Annotated in this window: 26 protein-coding genes and 3 pseudogenes; 4 read left to right on the top strand and 25 right to left on the bottom strand. The window is 33.5% G+C overall.

Annotation, left to right across the window (positions count from 1 at the left end; genetic code table 11):
• Positions 1–157: 157 nt before the first annotated feature.
• Together Q9B79_RS02455 and Q9B79_RS02450 are read right to left on the bottom strand one after the other, a co-directional pair.
• Positions 158–514: an Imm3 family immunity protein gene (locus Q9B79_RS02455; RefSeq protein WP_306182488.1), complete on the bottom strand. Its 357-nt coding sequence runs from the start codon at positions 512–514 to the stop codon at positions 158–160.
• A gap of 96 nt (positions 515–610) precedes the next feature.
• The gene (locus tag Q9B79_RS02450; protein ID WP_016087139.1) at positions 611–943 is read right to left on the bottom strand and encodes a DUF3895 domain-containing protein; all 333 of its coding nucleotides are present in this window, start codon (positions 941–943) and stop codon (positions 611–613) included.
• A gap of 312 nt (positions 944–1,255) precedes the next feature.
• Between Q9B79_RS02450 and Q9B79_RS02445 the strand changes: the two genes are divergently transcribed.
• Complete coding sequence (locus Q9B79_RS02445; protein ID WP_000900622.1) at positions 1,256–1,510, top strand: SunI/YnzG family protein; 255 nt, start codon at positions 1,256–1,258, stop codon at positions 1,508–1,510.
• Between the two features lie 269 nt (positions 1,511–1,779).
• Here the strand turns inward: Q9B79_RS02445 and Q9B79_RS02440 are convergent, their stop codons facing one another.
• From Q9B79_RS02440 to phaZ, 22 genes and pseudogenes are all read right to left on the bottom strand, one after another.
• Complete coding sequence (locus tag Q9B79_RS02440) at positions 1,780–2,172, bottom strand: Imm30 family immunity protein (protein ID WP_306182487.1); 393 nt, start codon at positions 2,170–2,172, stop codon at positions 1,780–1,782.
• A 55-nt stretch (positions 2,173–2,227) separates the two neighbouring features.
• Positions 2,228–2,685, bottom strand: a pseudogene (locus Q9B79_RS02435) (immunity protein YezG family protein).
• Between the two features lie 28 nt (positions 2,686–2,713).
• Positions 2,714–3,181 carry a DUF2004 domain-containing protein gene (locus tag Q9B79_RS02430; protein ID WP_306182486.1) on the bottom strand — a complete coding sequence of 156 codons (468 nt, stop codon included), beginning with the start codon at positions 3,179–3,181 and terminating at the stop codon, positions 2,714–2,716.
• Positions 3,182–3,253: 72 nt separating this feature from the next.
• Positions 3,254–3,907, bottom strand: coding sequence for an SMI1/KNR4 family protein (locus Q9B79_RS02425; protein ID WP_306182485.1), 654 nt, complete (start codon positions 3,905–3,907; stop codon positions 3,254–3,256).
• A gap of 113 nt (positions 3,908–4,020) precedes the next feature.
• Positions 4,021–4,224 (bottom strand): annotated as a pseudogene (locus Q9B79_RS02420) (cytoplasmic protein); the annotation flags it as partial.
• Positions 4,225–4,415: 191 nt separating this feature from the next.
• A complete protein-coding gene (locus Q9B79_RS02415; protein WP_306182484.1) occupies positions 4,416–5,072 on the bottom strand; it encodes an SMI1/KNR4 family protein in 657 nt (218 codons plus the stop codon).
• Between the two features lie 175 nt (positions 5,073–5,247).
• Positions 5,248–5,679: an SMI1/KNR4 family protein gene (locus Q9B79_RS02410; protein WP_306182483.1), complete on the bottom strand. Its 432-nt coding sequence runs from the start codon at positions 5,677–5,679 to the stop codon at positions 5,248–5,250.
• Positions 5,680–5,697: 18 nt separating this feature from the next.
• The gene (locus tag Q9B79_RS02405) at positions 5,698–6,189 is read right to left on the bottom strand and encodes an SMI1/KNR4 family protein (RefSeq protein ID WP_306182482.1); all 492 of its coding nucleotides are present in this window, start codon (positions 6,187–6,189) and stop codon (positions 5,698–5,700) included.
• A 677-nt stretch (positions 6,190–6,866) separates the two neighbouring features.
• Positions 6,867–7,211 (bottom strand): DUF2185 domain-containing protein, encoded by a 345-nt coding sequence (locus tag Q9B79_RS02400; RefSeq protein WP_046957980.1) that lies wholly within the window; start codon positions 7,209–7,211, stop codon positions 6,867–6,869.
• Between the two features lie 316 nt (positions 7,212–7,527).
• Entirely contained in the window at positions 7,528–7,998 is a 471-nt protein-coding gene (locus Q9B79_RS02395) for an SMI1/KNR4 family protein (protein WP_098672168.1), read from the bottom strand.
• A 35-nt stretch (positions 7,999–8,033) separates the two neighbouring features.
• Positions 8,034–8,459, bottom strand: a complete 426-nt coding sequence (locus Q9B79_RS02390) for an SMI1/KNR4 family protein (RefSeq protein WP_306182481.1) — start codon at positions 8,457–8,459, stop codon at positions 8,034–8,036.
• Positions 8,456–9,178 (bottom strand): annotated as a pseudogene (locus Q9B79_RS02385) (HNH endonuclease). The gene Q9B79_RS02390 and the pseudogene Q9B79_RS02385 overlap by 4 nt, the downstream one beginning before the upstream one ends.
• Before the next feature lie 221 nt (positions 9,179–9,399).
• Positions 9,400–9,939, bottom strand: a complete 540-nt coding sequence (locus tag Q9B79_RS02380; protein WP_098883136.1) for a T6SS immunity protein Tdi1 domain-containing protein — start codon at positions 9,937–9,939, stop codon at positions 9,400–9,402.
• A gap of 9 nt (positions 9,940–9,948) precedes the next feature.
• Positions 9,949–11,643, bottom strand: coding sequence for a polymorphic toxin type 15 domain-containing protein (locus Q9B79_RS02375; protein WP_306182480.1), 1,695 nt, complete (start codon positions 11,641–11,643; stop codon positions 9,949–9,951).
• A 32-nt stretch (positions 11,644–11,675) separates the two neighbouring features.
• Positions 11,676–12,002 carry an MFS transporter gene (locus Q9B79_RS02370; protein ID WP_306182479.1) on the bottom strand — a complete coding sequence of 109 codons (327 nt, stop codon included), beginning with the start codon at positions 12,000–12,002 and terminating at the stop codon, positions 11,676–11,678.
• Complete coding sequence (locus Q9B79_RS02365; protein ID WP_229130936.1) at positions 12,002–12,721, bottom strand: DUF5081 family protein; 720 nt, start codon at positions 12,719–12,721, stop codon at positions 12,002–12,004. Before Q9B79_RS02365 ends, Q9B79_RS02370 begins: the two co-directional genes overlap by 1 nt.
• Before the next feature lie 22 nt (positions 12,722–12,743).
• Complete coding sequence (locus Q9B79_RS02360; RefSeq protein WP_000014540.1) at positions 12,744–13,049, bottom strand: WXG100 family type VII secretion target; 306 nt, start codon at positions 13,047–13,049, stop codon at positions 12,744–12,746.
• A gap of 26 nt (positions 13,050–13,075) precedes the next feature.
• Positions 13,076–13,498 carry a hypothetical protein gene (locus Q9B79_RS02355; RefSeq protein ID WP_306182478.1) on the bottom strand — a complete coding sequence of 141 codons (423 nt, stop codon included), beginning with the start codon at positions 13,496–13,498 and terminating at the stop codon, positions 13,076–13,078.
• A gap of 305 nt (positions 13,499–13,803) precedes the next feature.
• Entirely contained in the window at positions 13,804–14,004 is a 201-nt protein-coding gene (locus Q9B79_RS02350; protein WP_000166305.1) for an NETI motif-containing protein, read from the bottom strand.
• The gene (locus Q9B79_RS02345; protein WP_306182477.1) at positions 13,988–15,184 is read right to left on the bottom strand and encodes an MFS transporter; all 1,197 of its coding nucleotides are present in this window, start codon (positions 15,182–15,184) and stop codon (positions 13,988–13,990) included. The genes Q9B79_RS02350 and Q9B79_RS02345 overlap by 17 nt, the downstream gene beginning before the upstream one ends.
• A 114-nt stretch (positions 15,185–15,298) precedes the next feature.
• A complete protein-coding gene (locus tag Q9B79_RS02340; protein WP_306182476.1) occupies positions 15,299–15,532 on the bottom strand; it encodes a hypothetical protein in 234 nt (77 codons plus the stop codon).
• 60 nt (positions 15,533–15,592) lie between these two features.
• Positions 15,593–16,510 (bottom strand): intracellular short-chain-length polyhydroxyalkanoate depolymerase, encoded by a 918-nt coding sequence (phaZ, locus tag Q9B79_RS02335; protein ID WP_306182475.1) that lies wholly within the window; start codon positions 16,508–16,510, stop codon positions 15,593–15,595.
• A gap of 174 nt (positions 16,511–16,684) precedes the next feature.
• On the opposite strand from phaZ, the gene Q9B79_RS02330 reads away from it, so the two are divergent.
• From Q9B79_RS02330 to Q9B79_RS02320, 3 genes are all read left to right on the top strand, one after another.
• A complete protein-coding gene (locus tag Q9B79_RS02330) occupies positions 16,685–17,101 on the top strand; it encodes a MarR family winged helix-turn-helix transcriptional regulator (RefSeq protein ID WP_306182474.1) in 417 nt (138 codons plus the stop codon).
• A gap of 15 nt (positions 17,102–17,116) precedes the next feature.
• The gene (locus Q9B79_RS02325; protein ID WP_306182473.1) at positions 17,117–18,316 is read left to right on the top strand and encodes an MFS transporter; all 1,200 of its coding nucleotides are present in this window, start codon (positions 17,117–17,119) and stop codon (positions 18,314–18,316) included.
• Between the two features lie 101 nt (positions 18,317–18,417).
• Complete coding sequence (locus Q9B79_RS02320; protein ID WP_306182472.1) at positions 18,418–19,677, top strand: serine hydrolase domain-containing protein; 1,260 nt, start codon at positions 18,418–18,420, stop codon at positions 19,675–19,677.
• Between the two features lie 436 nt (positions 19,678–20,113).
• Here the strand turns inward: Q9B79_RS02320 and alo are convergent, their stop codons facing one another.
• Positions 20,114–21,652 carry an anthrolysin O/cereolysin O family cholesterol-dependent cytolysin Alo gene (alo, locus tag Q9B79_RS02315; protein WP_306182471.1) on the bottom strand — a complete coding sequence of 513 codons (1,539 nt, stop codon included), beginning with the start codon at positions 21,650–21,652 and terminating at the stop codon, positions 20,114–20,116.
• Positions 21,653–21,831: the final 179 nt, after the last annotated feature.

The following is a 21,831-nucleotide window of genomic DNA, read 5'->3' as shown; positions in this document are numbered from 1 at the left end:
TTTTTTTATATTTGATAACCATATGCCTATCAATCTCATTATTTTAGTCTTATTCCTTTTCCAATCTTTATTATCTCTCATCTATCTTACGTTTTATGTATGCAGCGATTTCTATTCTCTTGTTTAGCTATGTCTCTTACATTTGCAGAAACATGAATTATTCAACCGAAGATTTATAATCACTCTTTACATTTTTTAACCCTTCTATTACATTATTTATTCTTATCGATAAATCTTTTATTTCCTCTACTGTCAATTCACCTTCTGCCTCTTGAAGATTAAACATACTTAGCCTCTTTGTTATACCTTTAATACGCCCAACAAAAACCATATGATGATTGACTGCTATTTCTCCTATGGCAGTATCAACGATAACATCTTCAATCTTTCCTACATTATCAAATTCACCCGCTAGTTTTGCTATAGCATATCGATACCCTCTCTCTTCATCTAATAACTCTTCGTACGCCTCCCGAATTGCATGAAATAATTCATTATACTCCCAATCTTTCATACATCCTCCCTCAAAAAAATCCCCACGCTTATGTGAAAATAATCTTTCAACACAAATATGAGGACTTCCTTATTTCATTACCATACTTTATACATTTTATTCGTTAGAATCTTCGTCTTTCAATTTATATACTCTATCTCTTTTCTCATCACTTTTGACAAAAATAAGCTTTTCTTCTTTAACAAACCCTTCTAATAGTAAGCATACTTGCCCATATGCTTTAGGCTTATTCGTTGTGAATCTTTCATCTGATATTTTACCAGCTCGTATTAATTGTTCGCATAACTCAAGTGCACTTATTTCTTCAGAATTAATTAATTCTAAAATGTCCTTTTGTAAGGGCGATAAAGGTACGGGAATCTCAGCTACCTCCACCTTTTCTCGTTTGTTTTCTTCTTCAAATAAATCTTCGAATGAAATTTGATTCATACTTCTTTTCCTTTCTAACGATTGATTTGTATAACATGAACTGAATCCTATAGCGTATGTATTATTATGTATTACTTACCTTTTTTCAAAAATCTCAAACTCATGTACATCGTTTCATATAGTATATTTCGATTATACCAAATATACGTTCTGTTTTCTATTGTAGAATTCGTTATAATAGGGATGAAAGTAATAATGAACATTTTCTCGTTGTTAATTGTATACTCTCTGTAAAAAAATAGAAATATAATCTATAAATCTGTATAATAAAATAGTACGAGTGAAATTTTACTATAGAAAGGTTCTGGTAACATGTTAGGTATTCATGTTGAAAAAACAAAAGATGAACTAATTATTTCATGGCAATTCTCTAAAATTCATATTCCATTATGTGAAATCACTGAGGTAACGGAAGATAATACATATGCTGGTGTTGAAGAAAAAAGCGTAATCCGAATTGGAACAGCATATGGTACAACTGATCGTATTTTAATTAAGACAGTAAAGCAAAATTATTTACTATTCACTACTAATAGAGTATCCATTTTAAATAAAATAAAAGCTTAATTGTTTTTCTTCCTATATTTAAATGTTAAACACCTACATTCTATTATAGGAAACGCTGCAAAAGATTCGTTGATTACTCCTGCTCCTAATTCGGAAGCGTATGGTGAAACTATATAACACAAACACCCTAACTCTTCGCTAGGGTGTTCTTAGTTTTATCTATAATACAGTAGTTCTACAATTCTTATTTATTTTTATGAACTCCTTGTAATTGACTAATAACCTCATTGGCAGTCCTCTCTTATCTCAAGAAGAATCCCTTTAATTATTTACTTTGTTGAATTATTTATATTTTCTAAAACATTCATATACGATACGACTAAACCTTTTGAATGTAAAAGTGTCCGATGAATTCTTTCCGCCCAGAATTCTGCGTGAGGTAACATTTTAGGAATACTAATAGCTAATTTGTATAGCCCTTCCTCTACCCCGGAATGTTCAGCAATATAAAAAAATCGTTTCAATAAGGTAGTCACCCGCTGATGGCTCAGCCAATCATCCTCAAAAATTATACAAAGATCAGGAATTATATCATTTGTCCCTTTATTCGCTAATTCATTAAGAATACTCTCAAAAACTTCAATATCATCCCCTTCATTCTCTAGAAAACGCATTTTATATAAAATGGCTATTCGCTCATTAAAATCCATTGATTTCTCCATTTTCTACTCCCACTCATTATCTATTTAACTAAGATATAACTATTACTGTACCCTTTTAAAGGTTATTATTTTTCACTTCCTCAAACCACTCATCAGCAAAATCATCCGCCGTTTTTATATCATCATTTGTATGGATTAAATCATACTCATATTCAGCTTTAAACTTACCACTCTTAGTATCGTATATTAATTTCATCTCAGTTGGCATATCTTTTTCGTATTCTTTGCATAACATTTCAATTCCTTCAATATCTTCACTTATAATTTGTAGAACCTGAAACATTCGTTCTGGAGATACATCATATCTTTTTTCCCCATTTTCCAATGCATCATTCACCTTGTGACACTCTACATACTTATTGTTAATGAAATAAAAGAAAATACTAGAAATCATATCTTCTTCACATGAAGCGTACACATATACTTTATCAACTCTATTTTCAGCATATTCCATATATATATAGATATCATATCAGCTTGCAATTCACTAAACCTTTCCTCAAATTCTTTCATATTACTTTTTCACTCCTTAGATTAAAAGTTAAATAGCAACGTCTTGATACCCCACTTCAATTACTTTTTCATTTAGTAAACGTATTCCTAATCCATTCTCTGTATCCCACGTACAATCGAAAGTTATCCCAATATCTCGCTCTTCATGAATATCTCCATATGGGACTACAATTCCAACTAAAGTGATTCTCTTAAGTAATTGATCAATTGTTTCGATATACGGATAATTTTCATTAAATCCAATATCATACCCTAATTGTTGACGCTCTTGCTTGTAATAGTCTAAAATCGCTTGTAAAAAACCTCGCTGCAGTTGTTCCCAATTTTGCAATAATGAATTATAAGCAGTATATTGTTCTTCATCAAAATTACCGTCTTTTTCACCTTTCACTATCAATGCTATTTCAACTTCTTTTCCACAAAATTCAACGGTAATATCCTTAACCCATCCATATGTATACTCAATGTCACCAAAAACTGCATCATTTATAATCATTTTTAACTCTCCCTATTTACTCCCTTGGATCCATATAGATTTCTCTATTCGTATGAAAGTTACCCTCTAACATTAACTGTTTTTTCCAGTCGTTTCTATACTCAGTATAGTACTATCAATTGCTAATTTTTCAATGAGTTTTTTCGCCTTCCCGTATGGAAATCTCTCTACTAATATATAAGGAAAATTTTTTGAACCCTTTAGCAAATCAATTGCGGAAATCTCAAGCCCTAATACGTTCTTTATTCTTATTAAATCTTTCAAACCTTCATTAGGAGTTTTCACTAACACTATATTACAAATATCAGATGACTTATGTATTGTTTTCTGTTCTATTTCACTTACACAACCACTATTCACCCATTTTTTTAAATCAGCGGTAATTACAGTAGCATGGCTTGGATTCATGTCCCCAGAATCAATTACTACCACCTCTTTTTCCTTTGCATGTTGAACCATTAAAAATACATTACCGCCACCGTCATCACCAATTACGACATACCCCATTGCATACTCATCTACTTCCCAAACCTCGTTCCTTTCTGCAATATGCTCCGTACCATAAATAAGTAACCCACCACCGATTGAAAAGCCATTTGTACATCTCAATAATTCCTTATATACATTAGGTAAGGTAACATTTATACGATTTTCTACTGCTTGAATTTCAATATCACTCGCTGCTGACTTTGCTATCAAATCTGGAATATTAGATAGATTAATCATTTAATAATCCCTCCTAAACTATCAAGATATTTTTACGTATCACCCGTCATCTCTCTATAATCGTTTCGCCATAGATTTCATGAAATTCATAAAGTATGTCGGTATGTAAGCCTTCATTTTTCATTTGGTAAGTAGACAATCATTTTCCCTTTCATGTACTCACCTTTCCATCCACAAGGCCATCCTCCCATTTTATACACCTTAAATACCTTTTCATAAAAATTATCTACTTTTCCATTTACTAAACGATTTAGTGCACACATCTCAAGGTCTCTTTCTACTTCTTCAAGAATATTTATGTGATCAATAGATATAAACTCTAATCAAAAACAACTCTTAATCCTAAGTTTTACGATAAATAAAAAGAATCCATTTTGAAAAAAGATTGATCAAAATGGATTCTTCTTCAGCAGATTTTTGTTTGGGCTTTATAAAAAATCCAAGCATTTTCTGCCTGTATTGCTCCATCATCGCGCTTGATTATTCTCTTAAAAGTGAAGAGTTTCTATTAAACTTTTTTAATATACTCATACACTTCTTTAGGTTTTATATTAAGCATGTGAGCAATCTCCGTTATTTTCTTTCCTTCTTCCTTCATCTTTTTTACTTTTATCTCCATTGTTTGCTCATATTCTTCTGCAATATCAAATAATGGACTTAATAAAGAGTGCCATATTTCAAAATCAGTAAATTTATTTCTTTCCAAAAACTCATTTAACAACATATCCAATTCTTTAGTTAGTATCATTCTTTTACCGTCTAACACTTGTTTCTCATTTAGAAAATCACCTATATCTTTCATAAAATTAATAAATGATTCCATGGAATCTGCAAGAAAATCGCCACCACTCCAACTGTCCATTCCATGCATGAGTGAAGATATAGGGTATCCTTCCTCACTTAAGTCAATAATAATTGGATCTCCACACATAGTTTCATATGCAATAACAATCCAATTTGCATCCCAAGTATCTTCCTCATCGGTTACAAGGGAGTTTCCATCGATGTCAATGCTGTATCCTAATTGAAATTCATCTAATTGCTCAAAAGAACATACATCAAAATTTACATACTCTCTAATTTTTTTATGTTCTAAGTTCATAAGTTCTAAATTTCTCTTTATCTCTACTTTTTGATGATAAGAATTAAATTGTATCATTGTCATTTTTACTACATCCCTATTCATACTTTATATGTATTCTTTTGTATCTGGTTGTTTACTAACAAACTAAGCCAAGAATATTAATAATAGATATTGTTATTTTTTCTTTGCTGTATTCCCTATAGCTATTAGAAAACAAATTACAATGAAACTATAACACCAAAGTCTCTACATGTTCTCAAATGTCTAATAAGATATTCACACCAACATTATTTACTAATAACTCGGTTAAAGATGGTGCAATTTTAACTGCATCCTCCATGTCCAAATTTCCAAAACTGTTATAATATATACCAAAACCCTCTTTACCTTGTAGATAAATTAATACACCCCCACCTTCATCATCACCAATTGCGAGTGAATGAAGAAGGTAATTCTGCACTTTATAAGCTTCATTCATTTCTATGCAATCCGAAGCTCCCCATATCCTAATATACATTTGGTCATTAACATTAATTTCAACATTTGAAGCTAGCTGAATCATTTCTATATATTCTGTAAGTACAACTATTACTGAGAAATGCTGAAGCGCTTTAATTTCTTTTTCTTTCGAAGGAGGTTCTTTTGTATCAACAGTATACATAGCACTGATATTATGTAGTATGTTCATTTTAATTTTAACTTTCTATTAATCATGTAACTTACTTAAGAACTCTGTAAACGTATTAGCAACAAAAAATACATTTTCTCTTGCCAGTTCTTCTACTTGTGCTTCTGTTAAACCTTCTTGACGCATTAACATTTCTTTTTCGCCAGCATTCTCATGTTCCCAAAAAACTACAATTGGGTTTTCTGTATTATTTTTATAATCTAAACACATTAAATTTCCAGCTGGATCAATTGCAATAGGGAATACTTTTTGCGGAAGCGTAGGTTTGTATATTTCATACTTTTTAACAATGTACTCACTACTTTCCTCATCAAAACTAAATAAACTACCAAAGCAACGCTCTACATTGCCTACTTTAAATTCTTCTGGTAATACACTCGCACCTCCATTTATTTTTACACAATCAATATAATCTTGAGGTAACTGGAAGCCTAATTGTAATCCAATTTCTTTAATCTTAGTTTCTAATACTTCTGCATCAGCACATTCCCACTCTAAATCTTTTCTCATCTAATACCCTCTCTCCATCATTTATTTCCACCAATATGGTTAACTGCCCCATGAATATCTTCTAATACTAATTACATCTTTCCAGGAACCTGATGATGGCGCCAAGTAACCTCCTTTATTCTAGTTCTTCCCTTTTCAATCTGATCAAGCTGTTATGGAGTAAACAGTTCTCTTGGCACTTCACCTTTTTCAATTTACTCTTTTCATATCCTTGTACACTTTTTAAACTGTATATCATCTGGCTTAATATATAAACTTTTATCTAGTCTCATTGTAATCTTAGAATATCAAGCGGACAAACTATAATATCAATGGTATTACTATTATTGAGGATTTGCGGGCAAATATCGGTTTTTGTTGAGAAAACAGTGATGAAAAAGACGAGCTTTTTTATTTAAACTGATTGATTCGAGTGTATGTTGGAAGTGGTAATGAATGCTTCAGAGCATTTACAGAACTTCTTTACAAGCAACGAATCGAACGAGACATGAGAAAAGCTATCCTTGAAGTTCGTAAAAACAAAGAAACCATTAACTTAAACGAAGATGATAAATAAATCTTGTCATGAAATCACACTAAAAAAAGTCAACAGACCATGACGTTCTCCTAACGTCGCTGTTGACTTTTCTTAGTGGAAATGTATTTTTGTTAGTAATCAAGGAACTCACAAAATAGCATCAATTTCCTTTTACAATTTGACCAATATCTTTCTCATCTTCACTTATCAAATCATAAAACCCTACATGAACACCTGCTTTATACAACCAACATAGGTCTGTTCCATAGGGAGCATCAAAAATTTCTAACATAACTGGGGCTATTTCTAATACAGAGTTTGCTCCTAAAACTTGAAAATTACTAGAATCATTTACATATTCATCATTATCTTCTGAAGAGTAAATAGTCCACCCATTTAATTGAGGAACTTCTGATTTTTCTCTAAATGTATAACGTATTGGTTTTCCGGCTACAACATTCTTAGAAACAATAAAACCTCCATAGTCAGAATTATTAACTTTCATATTCACACTCCTCAATAAGAGTTAATAAATCATTTCTAAAAGAATACTCTTTGGTATAATCCACACCTTTTGCTCCTCTAATTTCAATTATACAATATTAACAATCTATTTTCTTTTATTAATATATACCGCGCATTATTCATTAAGTTTACATACATCTATGAAAAAAGCACTTGTTGTCCAAAATAACAATCAAGTGCTTTAAGTTCATATGTTTTATAAGTAACATTAACCCGTCACTATTCTTTTTTTCAATAGTCCAACTAAAGCTAGTTAATTTGGATATTTTACATGTTTACTCGGTAATAATGCAATTCTATTTTTTAGAAAGTTCATTAACAAATTCAGAGAAACTTTTAGAAATTAGTCGGATGTATTCCTCTCTTAACTCGTTATCTTCTTCAAAGTAATCCATATCACAATGATATACACTACCTCTATCTTTCCCATCAATTGATAAACAAATCAAACTCCCCGCTGGGTCAATTCCAATTGGAAGCAAATTACTTGGTACCACTTGCACCAAATTATAACTTCTTAATTTCTCTTCTAGATTTATTTCATTTTCTATTGATAGAGGAAAAAACATTGAAACAGACGATGTTATTACGCCTTTCTTAGTTGTATCATTAGTTTTAAATCTTCGTTGCTCAGTTTTTCCTCCATTTTTAGACAGCAAAAATTGTTTATAATCATCAGGGAACAATATACCATACTTATTTTCGAAATCTTCGATATCTTCAATGCCAATAGAGGTAAAAGTATATTCAAAATCTAAATTCCTCATACAATTAACCTTCTTTCCTGTTCATTTTGTTTTTCTCAATCAGAGTATAATCTCTCAATCAATTCAGAAAAAGAGTCGCATATTAATTTAATTTTATCCTCATTCACTGATTCCTGATCATAGAGAACTACTGACGGAGAATCTTCAGCACAGTAATTAAAACAAATTAGTACCCCAAATGGGTCTCTTGCAAATGGAATAATACCTTCCGGAAGTGAAGTTAATTCATAAACAACTTCTATATTTGCATCTTTGCTTGTAAAACTTAATAGACAATCAAAGACTGCTCCACCCTCATCATCATTAATATCATAAATATTAGGATCAGGATAACCACCGTTATTTTTTTTAATGCATTCACGGTAGTCATCTGGAAATCTGACACCAAAGGAATTCTCCACAGCAATAATTACTTGCTCATCTATCGCTCCATCCGTAAATAGCCAAGTTACTCGGCTCATTTTATCATCTCCAAAATAATTTTCTTCAGTTTACCTGTTCTACCATCATCTCTACCACCTGTATGACCCGCAACCTGATGTTCATAGTAATTAACAAGTTGCATTTTACCAGTCTCTTGATGATGATGCCATGTGACTGATTTTGGCTTCTTACCTAATTTAAATAGCTCAATATCTGTTTGGCTAAATTGTTTTGCTAAGTTTGGATCTTTCATTATATCGTCCTATAATTTTTGTGAGAGATATTTTAACTGCACTGAGTCAGGCTCTATATGATATGACTGTGATAAAGATGTTTCATATTTTGAATTAAAAATTGGGTAACCATCTTTATCATATTTAACTTTATAATTTTCCCCATTTTTCTTAAATGTAAATGTATAAGTAGTAATTCCTATAGAATCATCTACTACTTTTTCTTCAAAATCTCTTGGTTTATTAGGTTTTCTACCATAAGGAGGTAAATCTCTAGCTGCTTTTGTCATAGCTTCTTCATATTCTGCAGTTCTTTCATTAGTCGGTTTAATTTTTATAGTTTGGGTACCTTTACCCGTACCCTTAACCCCACCACTCTCCAAATTCGAAATCCTACTCTGAATACTCGCCTTTGAGGCATCATGGGCTTCTTGGAATTTCCCGCTATAGTTCGTTCCAGATCTAACGACACTTCCATCTGGCAGTATTTCTACCCCTTTAACGAATGGGGTTACGGAGTCCACACCTTTTGCTAGTTTAATTTCAATTATATAATACTAGGAATTTATGTTAGCCTTAATTCATAAAAAATTACTTTTTATAAATTTAACCCAAGTTTCTCGTTACCACATTTCTATATTATAACATTAACTCAATCGTATCTTTTAAAGCTTCATTTACATTAATAGCCTTTTAAATAAAAAAACTGAAAGAGGATTAATCCACCTTCCAGTTTCTTCTTTCATTATTCTATCGGCCCCATAAATTGAGTAATTAAATAAACATGCTCGATAAGTTTGACTTTTTGTAAGTTTTCTACTTTTTCTGGTCCACCTAGTGCAAGTAAAGGTGTGTAACCAAAACATTCATCTATTTCAAGCTTTCCGTATTTATTTAATGCCTCCTGATAATGCTTCCAATCCAATACTTTCTCTAAAAAATAATCATCTTTCGTATTTTTAAAGAAAAACTTGAATTTTCCAGCTACTACATCTACCGTACCTTTTCGATACTTAAGTAATAATAAATAGTTATTTTCCCACACAAGAATATCTCCCATACCTGTTGTAAAAATTGGGATAGCTTCTTCATAACGGATATAACTTTCCTTTAATATATCTAAATATTTTTCTGGGTTTATTGCTCTTAAGTATCCATTTAACATACTCCCAAACCCATAGCATTTCCATAAATCTATTATTTGATCTGGAACTTTCCCTGTATACTTTTCAATAACCTCTGTTGATGGTTTTTCGAAAGATATAAAATCATTTATATTTTCCATAGTATCCCCCTACTCCGATTTCAATCTAACATTAAGATATGTCAATTTTTTTTCTTCCTCTGATAAGGTGTCAGCAACTCGTCTAATTTCCTTATCCACATTACCAATCCTGCTTTTCCACTGCGAACCTATTGATGAATTAATTCTAGAATCACCCATGCCAGTTATTTTTAATGGATTTCCACCCGCAATTTGATCTGGGTCATGTAATGCAGCTTTATCCTTTATCCACTTTAAAGCTTGCTCTTCTGCTTCCCTAAATGAAAAACCTTCTTCCATAAATTCATCTATTTTATCTTGCACAGCTTGTTTTCGTGCTAATCTTTGAGCTGAATTTGCTTGTTTTGATCTTCCATATTTTAAAAATTGGTTCCGATTCTGAATAAACTCATCAACTGTCAATTTTCCCAGTCCATCTTCTTGATTTTTTAATTGTCGTATAAACTCATCTTCATTATGTTTTGGATTACGTTTAAATTCGATTCCAATTTCGTCAGTACGCGAGCTATTATTACCCACTCCGCTAGTTTTATTACTTCCTTCTAATTTACTATGCCCATGCGCAAGTTGATAAGCATCATCCTTAGCTGCCGTACTTGCCTTTGAAAACTTTCCAGCTACTTCTCCAACAGTTGAAGATTCTATATAAGGAAGCCTCACTCCTATTCCAGTATCCACCATCCTAACTGCTACTGGAATAGGAGTATTTTTCATCGCATCTAGTGCATTTTTTAAAGTCTTATTTTCCTTAAGCGATTGTACCACATTTTTACCCAAATTTGGATTAAAACCAGGCATTCCTTCTTTGAATTTTAATAATTTCGCTAAATCAGCTAATTCACTCGTGCCTTTGAATGCTTTTACTCCTTTTCCTACTGCTCCCACAACTGGGATTGCATCTAATCCGCCAAAAATGATGTTTCCTACCCGTTCTTCTTGGCTCAATTTCCTGTGTGTTCCCCAGTCTTCTCCGTCGATACCACTTTTGATTTGTACAGCACCGTATACTACTGCGGCAGCGGCCCCGAGTGGCGGGCAAAGGATTGTTGTGATGATGATTCCTAGACCTATTCCTATGTCTCGCACCATTTCTAGTTTTTTCTGTTCATCTTCTATCGATTTGTATTCAAATCCTCGTGTGGATGGGACTACTTTCTTGTATTCTTCATAATTTAGTTTTGCATCTGGATTTTGTTTTTTTAGTTCTTTGTATTCCGCCCTAAGTACGTTATCAAATGCAGGTGAATCTCTAAAAATATCTTCTACTGTTATTTTATCTTTTTTCGTCTGTATTGTTTGCGGTACACTTCCGTATCCCGCGTGCGCATCTGGTAATACTGTCGTTGTTGTGGAGCCAATTCGGTTATCTGTTTCGAAACTGAGAATAGATGTATCTCTCATTTTTTGAGCGAATTTATCCATTTCTACTAAAAAAGGTTTATCTATATGTTCAGAGACCAATCGCCCTGCTTCTCCGCAATATTTTTGTAATGTCGAATAGCTATCAAGTAATTCCCCGATTTTTTGCGATTGATCTTTTGGGTTAAAATGTATACTACCATCTGAGTCTAAATCTCGTATTCTTCCATCAATTTTTTTCAATAATTCATTTGCGTGCCGTAATTTTATGAGTGCATCTTTTGTAATTCGATTCATACCATCCCCCATGTTTTGCCATGGTTCAGGTCTATATTTCACATCCATTTCGTTTTCATCCCCCAGCCGTATGGTGATTTCTACAACTTACTTAATATTTCACGTAATTGTTCGTCCTTTTCAAACATTTCTATACATGCGTCCCTTACAACTGTCGCCGACCTATAATAGTGTTCAGCCAATTCAAGTGTTTTGTGTAATATATCAGGATATTTTTCAATTACTCTCATCGCTTCACCTTTTTGATAAAAATCACAGCTTAATAAACTCTCAATATTCGTTCCAATGACGTCTACATGGATTTTATATATATTTTCTAACTTCATTACTATATCAAGTAGTTCTTGAAAATTAACTAATACTTCTTCTCCACCACCAGAACCACCATCTCCCATTGATACTTGCATTATTCAATACCTCCTAACGAAAATTGTCTCGGGTCAATTAATTTTTTATACGGCATTTTTAACACGTCATACAATTTCTTATTTACCGCATAGAGACTCACCCAGTCATATCGATTACGTTCTACATCAATTTGAACGAAATCTTCTCCTTCAGTGAAATATAAGAAACATTCCCATTTTCCTCCTCTATTACTCCGAGGCCTCGTATACGTTTCTATCGCTATAACATCTTTATTTGATAAATCTTTTTCCTCAAATGTTTGTTGTTCTTCTTCTGTCATTCTCTTTGAGAAAAATGTATCTTCTATTTCCCTCGGTTCTCTCAATAAGAAAGGGATGCGTGTTAATAAGGAAAAATATACGTCTGGCTTTGGTATGTAGTCGATCTCGTATTTTTTATTTGGCTCTATTTCCGTTAATACAGCCACTCGGTCTTTATCCTCTTTCAAAAAGCCAATTAATACATTATTCATTCTCGTGTATTCATGACAATTTTCATATTCTTTTAATAGCTCAATCATTTGAAAAGCTGCAGGGGTAATTCCGTTTTCACTTGTAAGTAGGCCTTTTTCTTTTAAACTCGTAGTTGCTTTTGTCACACATTCTTCATCAAGTAAAATAATTACGTCACGGTTTGGCAATCCAAATATATCGGTAACCCCAGCTGCACCTGCGAGAACATATAATTCAGCAGGTGCAAAAATCATTTCTTTCCCCATTCTTTTATCCCTCATTTCTCCATCACAATTTTTTTATCGCCCTTACTTCCGATATATCGCCATACGTTTGAATACTTTTCTCTAACTCTTTCAAAGCTTTCGTATGTCCTTCAAATGCCTCTACCATTTCTGAGTTATATTGAATGATTAAATCAAGATAACTTAAAAAGGCATCTCTCGTTTTTCCATTCCATTTCGCACATGTAACGTATGCTTTTAAGTTTTTCGCTTGATTTAAAGAATCTTTCATGCCGTTCTCTATGTTTTGTGCGTAAGAAATGGCACTTGCAGTGTTACTTCCTATAATTTCAACCTCTTTACCACTCATGTTAGTTCCCTCCATTCTTTGTATACTTAATGGATAAGTTTTTCAATTTCCTTTTTCTTTTCTTCAAAAGCTCTGGTCGCTGCAGCGTATGCTGACACTTTCTCCGCTTCTGCTTTCGCTTTATATTCCAAATACTTTGCATAAGCTGTACCTATCGCAGATCCAACATTGCTTAATTCACTTTTAAAATAGGATAATACTGTATGTAAGTCTTCATCCTTTTCATGACGTTTTTGTTCAAATTCAACTGCCGGAATTTTATTAGCTTCTAAACCATTACTTTTACTCTCATAATCTCTTTTCGCTGATTCAGCCTCTTGAATGAATTGCTTTAACTCTCTTTCTTGATCTTTCAAATAATCATGTAATTTATCATACTGGTCTCGTTTCCTCGCGCTTTCTGTAAAACCCGATGCATTTAAAAAAGCATTGTACAATTCATCTAACATCTTTCTCCCCCTTTATTACAATAACTATGTAGTTAAATTCGTATATTTGAACATGAATATTCATTACATTGAGAATTTATAAATAATTATTTTTGCATATTGCTATTTTATCAAAGGGATTTTAACATTTCCATATTTTATAAAAAGGTTTCGCATTTTTCTTCAATTCAAGCAGAAATTCATTTTGACCTATATATTTGTTAAATAAAAAAACACTATTGATATTGAAATCAACAGCATTTTTTTATGTGACTATATGTTTTATCTTTCTTGTACCCGAAAGCAAATTCTTTTTATATAATGTATTACTTCAATTTCCCCTCAAAGACAATCTTCCTACCGCACGGTTCAACTTCTGTTTTGCCGTTTTTCTTCACTTCATGAAAGATTGGCTCTTCCATGCGACGAGATGGTGCATAGCCTTCTTGTTCCATACGTGCTAAGCAATCTGTAATTGTTTCGTTTTCGAGTACTTCAAATTTCTTTTTATTAGGTTGTTTTGTCATGCCCTAACCTACTTTCTATTTTTCTTGATGCGAATTGATTCTTCATGTAGACGATATATAACATTGCGAGAATTCCTATTATAATCATAACCGCAATAAAAAAGCTTGTATACTGTATTTTTTCTATAAATACGCCTCCTAATACAGGTCCCAGTATACTCCCTAAACTAAAGGCGATTCCAGATAATATATTACCTGCTGGCAATAAGTGTCTCGGTAATAAATCTGTCATAAATCCAAGGCCTAATGAGAAGCACGATCCAATGACCATACCAGCTAATAGCATACAGGCAAAGACAATCCAATAATATTGATCAAATACTGCTGCCAGCAGGAAAATACCCGTACTTACGCTGAACGTCCACGTTAAAATACGATCTCTTCCGTATTTATCACTTAATATACCGAGCGGAATTTGTGTAATAATACCCCCAACTGCAAACGCTGGTAATAAGAAGGATACTTCTGAAACAGACCATCCTTTTCGAAGCGCGTATACTGGTAAGTTACTGTTTAACATCGCTTCCAGTACACCATATGCAAGTGGTCCCAGCAGTGCAATCCATCCTAATCCAACAACTTGTTTATAACGAGAAAATGATGACTCACGCTTCACTTCTCTTTCATCTTGCGCCGGGAATGCATTTTTCGTTGGCAGTAATAATAGCCAACCTATTAAGCACAGTATAGTGGATATAATAAATGGCGTTGCAAGACCGTACTGAACAGTGCTTGCTAAATACGGACCAACGGCAAAACCAATTCCGAAGAATACACCGTATATCGATACTTGTCTCCCTATTTTACTTGGGTCTGCTGTTGTCGTAATCCATGTTTGTGTTCCGACATGAAGCATATGATCTCCGACTCCAACTAGAAATCTAAGAACGAACCATACCCAAAATGAAAAAGTTTGTGTAAAGAAAAATAATGAAATAATAACGAGAAACCCACCAATCACGATAATTGGCTTCATCCCAAACTTTTGCATCGGTTTTTCAAGAAACGGTGAAATAACTAATATCCCAATATATAGTGCCGTCGCATGAATACCATTAATACTTGAACTAACCCCTTCTTGTTCAAAAATCATTGCAATGGCCGGTAAGAGCATCCCTTGTGACAAACCCGAGATTGCTACAATCCCAACCATAATCCAAAATGTAAAACGCAGTGACATCCCTTTCCCTCTCCTTCTCACGCTTTCCACCTTTCATTATAAACTGTTTCTTCAAATGCGTGTACGAATATTCAAAATAAAAAAAGAAGCTAAAAGAATGATTCTTTTAGCTTCTTATCCTTCCCAAACTTGTGCTTTCACATTGTTATGGAATTGCTTGAAATATGGATGTTTATAAAAATCCGTTTCATACACGTATTGCTGTGCACTAGCAATTGGTGGCTGCGGGTATTGCATTTGTAAAGGAACTACAGCTGGTGAAACTTGCATATACATCGGAGCTATCATTATTTTTGTATATAAGTGATGATTATATGGCGAATGCGCAATTAAGAACGGATGATGCATGGATAATCTCCCCTTTTACCTACAATGTTATAGTATATGCAATACATCTCATTTCGGGGATTATTTCTCTTCTAACCAATCCTCTACATGTTTTATAAATACATCTAAGCAATCTATAAACGGTGAGTGTCCGCAATCCTCTAACACTTTCAACTCTGCATTTGGCAAATATTTTGCTAATTCCTCACCGACTACTTGCGGTACGACATAATCTCTGTCACCTTGTATGACGAGTGTTGGAGCTTTAATATGATGAATTTGCTTATTTCCCTCTACAACCCCGTTATGTTCATCCGAAATATTAAATGTAATAAGCGCATAATTTACATCTACGAAATTACGCTGCGTTAACATATCATCTAAATACTTTTCATAACGATCCGGTTCCGGTTGATTATGTGTATATATTAATAAATCCCATACTGTTCGGTAATATAATTTATTCATATTTTTTATCGCATCTAGCACTGGAGCAATTTGTACAGGATCTTGTGCAACCTCTTCCTTCGTCTTTACTAAACTTGATACGATCGGTTGCCCATTTATATCTTTTTTGAAAATTGGATACCCCTTCATGCCAACTGATTCTACTAAAATTAACTTTTCGACAAACGTTGGATGATTTGCTGTAAACTGCATCGCAACACCACCGCCCATTGACCAGCCCATTAATGAAAATTTTTCTAGTTTTAATTGATCGATAAATAGTTTTACATCTATTACAAAGTCTTGTAATGAATCTATCGATTGATTATATGTTGATTGGCCAAATCCTCTTAAATCAAGAGCGTAAATATGGTATTGATTTTGCAGCTTTTCAATAACTAAATCCCAGTGTTGTGACGATGTCATGTTCCCGTGAATGAGTACAAGAATTTCTGTATTTTGCCTTCCAACTTCCTGATACGCAATCGTTTCTCCGTTCGATAGTGAAACAAACTCCATTGTTGCAGGCTTAATCATCACAAGTTCCCCCATTCTTTTTAATAGAAAGAAAATTCTTTACTTAATTAAAGAATAGCATGCAGAATGTACGTTCGCAACATAAAACCTATACGAAATTTTTACATAAATCAACATGTCTATTACTAGACAATTATAATGAAAAAGTATATAGTTAGCTAGGTAACTAATTTGAAAGGATCAAAATACATGGACGAAAAACAACATTTTTTCCACATTGTCAGCCAGACTTCTCGCAAGTTTACGAAGAAATTTAATGAACGCGTATCTCCCACTGGGTTATTTAGTGCGCAATGGGCTGTTATTTTCCGCATCAATCAAACTGGTTCTTGTACACAAACAGAGTTATGCCAGTATTTAAATGTTGAATCACCAACGATGACTCGTACGTTAACACGTATGGAAACGATGGGATGGATTATTCGTACTGAAGGAAAAGATCGCCGTGAGAAGCTTATTTCTTTATCCGAAACAGCGATAAAAATGATTCCGGTATGGCAAGAAGAAGTTGATACTTTTGAAGAAAAGACGCTAGAAGGTATTAACAAAGATGAGTTACATCAAGCATTTCAAGTGTTACAACAAATTATTAAAAACTTAGATTAAATTGGAGGGATGACGATGCAAAGTGAGAAACTTTGGACGAAGGATTTCCTCGGAACTTGTTTTAGTAGTCTATTTCTCTTTTTAACATTTTATATGCTTATGACTACTTTGCCTGTCTATGTAATAGACGGCCTAAAAGGAAAACCTGAGGAAATTGGTTTAGTTGCAACTGTATTTCTTATTTCATCTGTTTTATGTCGACCATTTACAGGCAAATGGCTCGATGATTTAGGAAGAAAGAAAATATTATTTATTTCACTTTCTTTATTTTTAGCCGCTACTGTTATGTATTTCGGTGCACAAAGTTTATTTTTATTACTTGCCCTTCGCTTCTTACATGGTATCGGGTTCGGTATGGCAACGACAGCAACTGGTACGATTGTCACAGATGTTGCGCCAGCTCATAGACGCGGCGAAGCACTTGCCTATTTCGGCGTATTCATGAGTTTGCCAATGGTAATTGGTCCTTTTTTAGGTTTAACAATTATTTCTCATTTTTCATTTACAGTATTATTTATCGTTTGTTCCGTATTTTCATTGCTTGCATTTTTATTAGGTCTACTTGTAAATATTCCGCATGAAGCACCAGTAAAGAAACAAAAACAAGAAAAAATGAAATGGAAAGACTTACTTGAACCATCTTCTATTCCGATTGCTCTGACAGGATTTGTTTTAGCCTTTTCTTATAGTGGCATTTTATCCTTTATTCCTATTTATGCAAAAGAGCTCGGTTTAGCTGACATTGCAAGTTACTTCTTTATTTTATACGCACTTGTTGTTGTAATTTCTCGTCCATTTACAGGTAAGATTTTTGATCGCTTCGGTGAAAATGTACTTGTTTACCCTGCTATCATTATTTTCACAATTGGGATGTTCATTTTAAGCCAAGCACAAACTTCATTTTGGTTCCTTGGTGCAGGTATGTTAATCGGTTTAGGCTATGGAACATTAATTCCTAGCTTCCAAACGATTGCAATTTCTGCCGCTCCAAATCACCGACGTGGTTCTGCGACAGCTACGTACTTCTCATTCTTTGATAGTGGTATTGGCTTTGGTTCTTTCATTTTAGGTATCGTCGCAGCGAAATCAAGTTACCATAATATGTATTTTATCGCAGCTATTATCGTTGCGTTCACTTTACTTCTCTATTATGGATTACACGGACGAAAACAAAAATTCAAGAAACAACAGACAGACGGAAAAGTTTCCGCTTAACATGAATAAGGAAAGTAAACTTCCCCGTTTACTTTCCTTATTTTGTATTTCTTTCATTAGAAGCGTATACTTATACTAGAAATAAAAAAGGAGGGACCCCTATGAAACTTAAAAAATCTCCCCTACTCTTACTCATAATCACATTTATATTTGTAATTACAGGGCTCGGTTTTACATACTTTAAACATAATAAAACAATCCCATCGAAAAATAACGTGACGAAGAAAAATTGGTTAGATGACCCGTACTTACGTTGGTCGTATACACACATGAAAGAATTCACTTTAATTAACGAGGTGAAAAATAACCCGGATCAAGTATCCCACTTCTCTACCGCATTGCAAAACTTAGATGATTTTGCTGTAGAGCGTAGATTTGGAAATACAACTCCTCTAAAAAAACTTTTAGACGATAACAAAACGGATGCTTTTGTCGTTGTACATAATGGTCAACTTGTTTATGAAAGATATTTCAATGGATATAACGAGAGTGAGCCTCATGGTATGGCGTCATTAGCAAAGGTTTTTACCGGAGCAATGATACAATCTCTCGCTGAAGAAAACCGTATTGATTTAGAAAAAACAGCTGACACATATATAAAAGAATTAAAAAATACACCGTTCGGAAAAGCAACACTGCAGCAATTAATGGACATGCAAGTTTCTGCACAGTACCCTACTCACGGATATGAACATCCAGCGTTAGAAAATCAAGATGCACAACTATATTTAGCGAGCAATATTTTACCTAGAGGTAAAAACTACGACGGTCCGCTGAAAATTTATGATATGTTACGAGAAGCAGAAGAAACTGCACCGCCTGGTTCCGATTTTTCTTACGATAACGGATCAGCGGAAACGCTCGCTTGGGTGATTCGAACGATCACAGGTAAATCATTAGCGGAAAATGTTAGTGAACGAATTTGGTATCAAATTGGTATGGAAGAAAACGCGTATTACGTTACAGATGAAACGAAAGTAGAACAAGCAAGCGCTGGCTTAAATGCAACAGCTAGAGATATGGCGAGATTCGGGCAATTACTATTAAATAACGGGGAATATAACGGAAAACAAATTCTCCCTTCTTCTATTACTGAAGATATAAAAAATGTCCAACAAGGTGAACTTGCAGTTGGCCCTGGAGCTTCCATTTCTTATCATAATCAATGGTGGATTCCGCACAATGAACAAGGTGCTTTTGAAGTGTTAGGTAGTTACGGACAAACACTTTACATCGATCCGAAAGCAAACATGGTAATTGTCCACTTCTCTTCTAACGCTACGCCAAGTAATGACATACATTCAACATACTCAAACATGTATGTTGATATTGCCCATCATTTAGAAAAGCTTCCACAGTAGTGGAAGCCGGGGTTTAAACCTTACATTTATGACTATTTGATTGAACACACGATCTGTTGTGTTGAAACATCAATATATCTAAAAAAGGAGCTCTCTTGATAAAGAGAGCTCCTTTTTTTATTTCTTCTTCTTTTCTGTCGGTTGACTTTGTTTAGCGAAATTAGATGAATCATCGAAATTTGGTTGCTTTTTACCAGCATTATTACTTCTACCTTTTCCCATATGTAATGCACCTCCCCTCATCCTTACTATTCCCAATAAAAATATCCAAATGCTGATTCGCAATAAATTAATAATGAGAACTGATATCACTTATACAATCATTAAAAAATATGGTTACAAGATTTGCGAATTGATTATGATATATTTGAAAAACGCCGATTTACTTTCACCTAAATAAAAAAAGCGCCCTGTAAATAGGGCGCTTTGCTCCAACCTAATGACTAATAGTAGCAGTTGGGTATAATGTTGTTCCTCCAATTGAAACCTTTATTTCATTTGTTAATGGAACATTTTGTTCATTAATGATGGTTCTCCACCATTCCCATGCAAGACCTGTACATTCTCTTGCTACGATTTTTATATTTTTTGAATTTGGTGGAAGAGGGATAACTGTAGAGTAATGAGCCGTTTTGTCTTTGCCACTACCTTCCCATGTTTTATGTGTTAGTATTTCTTTCCCATTTTGATCAAATGTGAATTCATCCCAAGATACATCAAATTGAGCAACATATGCACCGTAATGATCAAGTTTCATTTTAGCACTTGAATATTCTGTAGTTGTCGTCTCAATATAATCTGTATTGTTATGAATAGCAGCAGTTGCATTATCTTTTAAGAAAGTGCTTGTATATGAAATTGGGTATGCTGGATTTTTAAAACTTAATTCAGCATTATCTTTAATGATATTTCGGATTTCACTGAAATCTTTTGTAACAACCTTGTTATGCTCTTTCGCATCTCCGCCTAGTACTACAGCAGTAAAGGTACTTTCTTCAAAAATATCTTTGTACTGTCCACTTGTTTCAACGCTGTTATTCTTAAGTAAGGCTTTAAACGCAGCTTGTACATCTTTACTCTTAGATGTTGTTTCTAATTTTACATAAACCGTTCTACCATAAGCTACATTTGAGACCATAACAGGTGGAGCTGAATTACTTACTCCTTTACGAGTTAGCTCATCAAAAGTAACACTATTATCAAATAGATCGGATGGATTGTTAGGTAGTTCAGCACTTACGGTATAGAATATTTGCTTATATGCCGCCACCATCACTTTTTTCTCTCCATTTGCAACGGCATTAAAGTCAATATTTAGACTGTTATCTAGATATTTGGCGTTAACATTAAGAGCACTTGCGATTTGTGATTTACTATAAACCATAGATTCTGTATACTGCATTCTTGCAGGTAACGTATGTGTTGTGGAATACTTTTCATTCCAAGTAGATACTAAATCGTCTACTGCTCCAGCCACATTACCATATGTCGGATTTTGGACAGTGATTGTATTTTCTTTTCTCATGCCAGGTAAGTCTATACTAATATTCAAAGGCTTTCTCTTAGCCACTAGTAAACTTGGTTGATTGTCTGCAAAAGCTTTATTGGCAAGTTGTACAGCTCCTGGATACGTGCGATTTGCTACAGAATCAATAATCGAAATATCGACTGGTGACGTTGTAAGTGATTTTTTCTCGCGTTCCACCACTACAAATTTACCATTTGAATTGATACTTTCTTTCGGAACAAAACTCTCTACTTTATCACCATTTACAGCTAAAACCTCTTGATTATTATATTTAAGATTTGCTATACCAGTATCAATACTACTAGCATTTTTAGTTATATCAGTTGCATGACTGGCTTGTGTTTCTGCGAAAGAAATAGATGAATAATTAAGAGTGCATAGACTAACTAATAAACATGCAAGGAACTTTCTTTTTTTATTATTTTTCTTAATATTCAGAAAAATCACCCCGTTCTTTTTTAGTAAGATATAATAATAATTGATACATAATAGCTAACGAATAAACTTACATAAATGCTTTTAATAGTTCTTGAACTAAAGGAATTACTCCACCTATAAATTTTAAAACTGCCATTGCGATTTCCATATTACTTCCTCCTCTTTGCTGTATTAAGACGTGTTGTATA

Source organism: Bacillus sp. MHSD_36, from assembly GCF_030757775.1.
Classification (GTDB): Bacteria; Bacillota; Bacilli; order Bacillales; family Bacillaceae_G; genus Bacillus_A.
Note: the sequence above shows the minus strand (reverse complement) of the source record. Positions and strands in the feature narration are given on the sequence as shown.

Excerpts from the sequence above, each read along its gene's own strand:
- Q9B79_RS02415 (WP_306182484.1), bottom strand. The coding sequence starts at position 5,072 with ATGACAATGATACAATTTAATTCTTATCATCAAAAAGTAGAGATAAAG.
- Q9B79_RS02450 (WP_016087139.1), bottom strand. The coding sequence starts at position 943 with ATGAATCAAATTTCATTCGAAGATTTATTTGAAGAAGAAAACAAACGA.
- Q9B79_RS02325 (WP_306182473.1), top strand. The coding sequence starts at position 17,117 with ATGCAAAGTGAGAAACTTTGGACGAAGGATTTCCTCGGAACTTGTTTT.
- Q9B79_RS02380 (WP_098883136.1), bottom strand. The coding sequence starts at position 9,939 with ATGGAAAATATAAATGATTTTATATCTTTCGAAAAACCATCAACAGAG.
- Q9B79_RS02340 (WP_306182476.1), bottom strand. The coding sequence starts at position 15,532 with ATGCATCATCCGTTCTTAATTGCGCATTCGCCATATAATCATCACTTA.
- Q9B79_RS02445 (WP_000900622.1), top strand. The coding sequence starts at position 1,256 with ATGTTAGGTATTCATGTTGAAAAAACAAAAGATGAACTAATTATTTCA.
- Q9B79_RS02355 (WP_306182478.1), bottom strand. The coding sequence starts at position 13,498 with ATGTTAGATGAATTGTACAATGCTTTTTTAAATGCATCGGGTTTTACA.
- Q9B79_RS02370 (WP_306182479.1), bottom strand. The coding sequence starts at position 12,002 with ATGCAAGTATCAATGGGAGATGGTGGTTCTGGTGGTGGAGAAGAAGTA.
- Q9B79_RS02455 (WP_306182488.1), bottom strand. The coding sequence starts at position 514 with ATGAAAGATTGGGAGTATAATGAATTATTTCATGCAATTCGGGAGGCG.
- Q9B79_RS02375 (WP_306182480.1), bottom strand. The coding sequence starts at position 11,643 with ATGGATGTGAAATATAGACCTGAACCATGGCAAAACATGGGGGATGGT.
- Q9B79_RS02395 (WP_098672168.1), bottom strand. The coding sequence starts at position 7,998 with ATGAGGAATTTAGATTTTGAATATACTTTTACCTCTATTGGCATTGAA.
- Q9B79_RS02410 (WP_306182483.1), bottom strand. The coding sequence starts at position 5,679 with ATGAACATACTACATAATATCAGTGCTATGTATACTGTTGATACAAAA.
- Q9B79_RS02390 (WP_306182481.1), bottom strand. The coding sequence starts at position 8,459 with ATGAGCCGAGTAACTTGGCTATTTACGGATGGAGCGATAGATGAGCAA.
- Q9B79_RS02400 (WP_046957980.1), bottom strand. The coding sequence starts at position 7,211 with ATGAAAGTTAATAATTCTGACTATGGAGGTTTTATTGTTTCTAAGAAT.
- Q9B79_RS02360 (WP_000014540.1), bottom strand. The coding sequence starts at position 13,049 with ATGAGTGGTAAAGAGGTTGAAATTATAGGAAGTAACACTGCAAGTGCC.
- Q9B79_RS02320 (WP_306182472.1), top strand. The coding sequence starts at position 18,418 with ATGAAACTTAAAAAATCTCCCCTACTCTTACTCATAATCACATTTATA.
- Q9B79_RS02405 (WP_306182482.1), bottom strand. The coding sequence starts at position 6,189 with ATGAGAAAAGATTTAGAGTGGGAATGTGCTGATGCAGAAGTATTAGAA.
- phaZ (WP_306182475.1), bottom strand. The coding sequence starts at position 16,510 with ATGGGGGAACTTGTGATGATTAAGCCTGCAACAATGGAGTTTGTTTCA.
- Q9B79_RS02345 (WP_306182477.1), bottom strand. The coding sequence starts at position 15,184 with ATGTCACTGCGTTTTACATTTTGGATTATGGTTGGGATTGTAGCAATC.
- Q9B79_RS02365 (WP_229130936.1), bottom strand. The coding sequence starts at position 12,721 with ATGGGGAAAGAAATGATTTTTGCACCTGCTGAATTATATGTTCTCGCA.
- Q9B79_RS02350 (WP_000166305.1), bottom strand. The coding sequence starts at position 14,004 with ATGACAAAACAACCTAATAAAAAGAAATTTGAAGTACTCGAAAACGAA.
- Q9B79_RS02425 (WP_306182485.1), bottom strand. The coding sequence starts at position 3,907 with ATGATTAATCTATCTAATATTCCAGATTTGATAGCAAAGTCAGCAGCG.
- Q9B79_RS02440 (WP_306182487.1), bottom strand. The coding sequence starts at position 2,172 with ATGGAGAAATCAATGGATTTTAATGAGCGAATAGCCATTTTATATAAA.
- Q9B79_RS02330 (WP_306182474.1), top strand. The coding sequence starts at position 16,685 with ATGGACGAAAAACAACATTTTTTCCACATTGTCAGCCAGACTTCTCGC.
- Q9B79_RS02430 (WP_306182486.1), bottom strand. The coding sequence starts at position 3,181 with ATGATTATAAATGATGCAGTTTTTGGTGACATTGAGTATACATATGGA.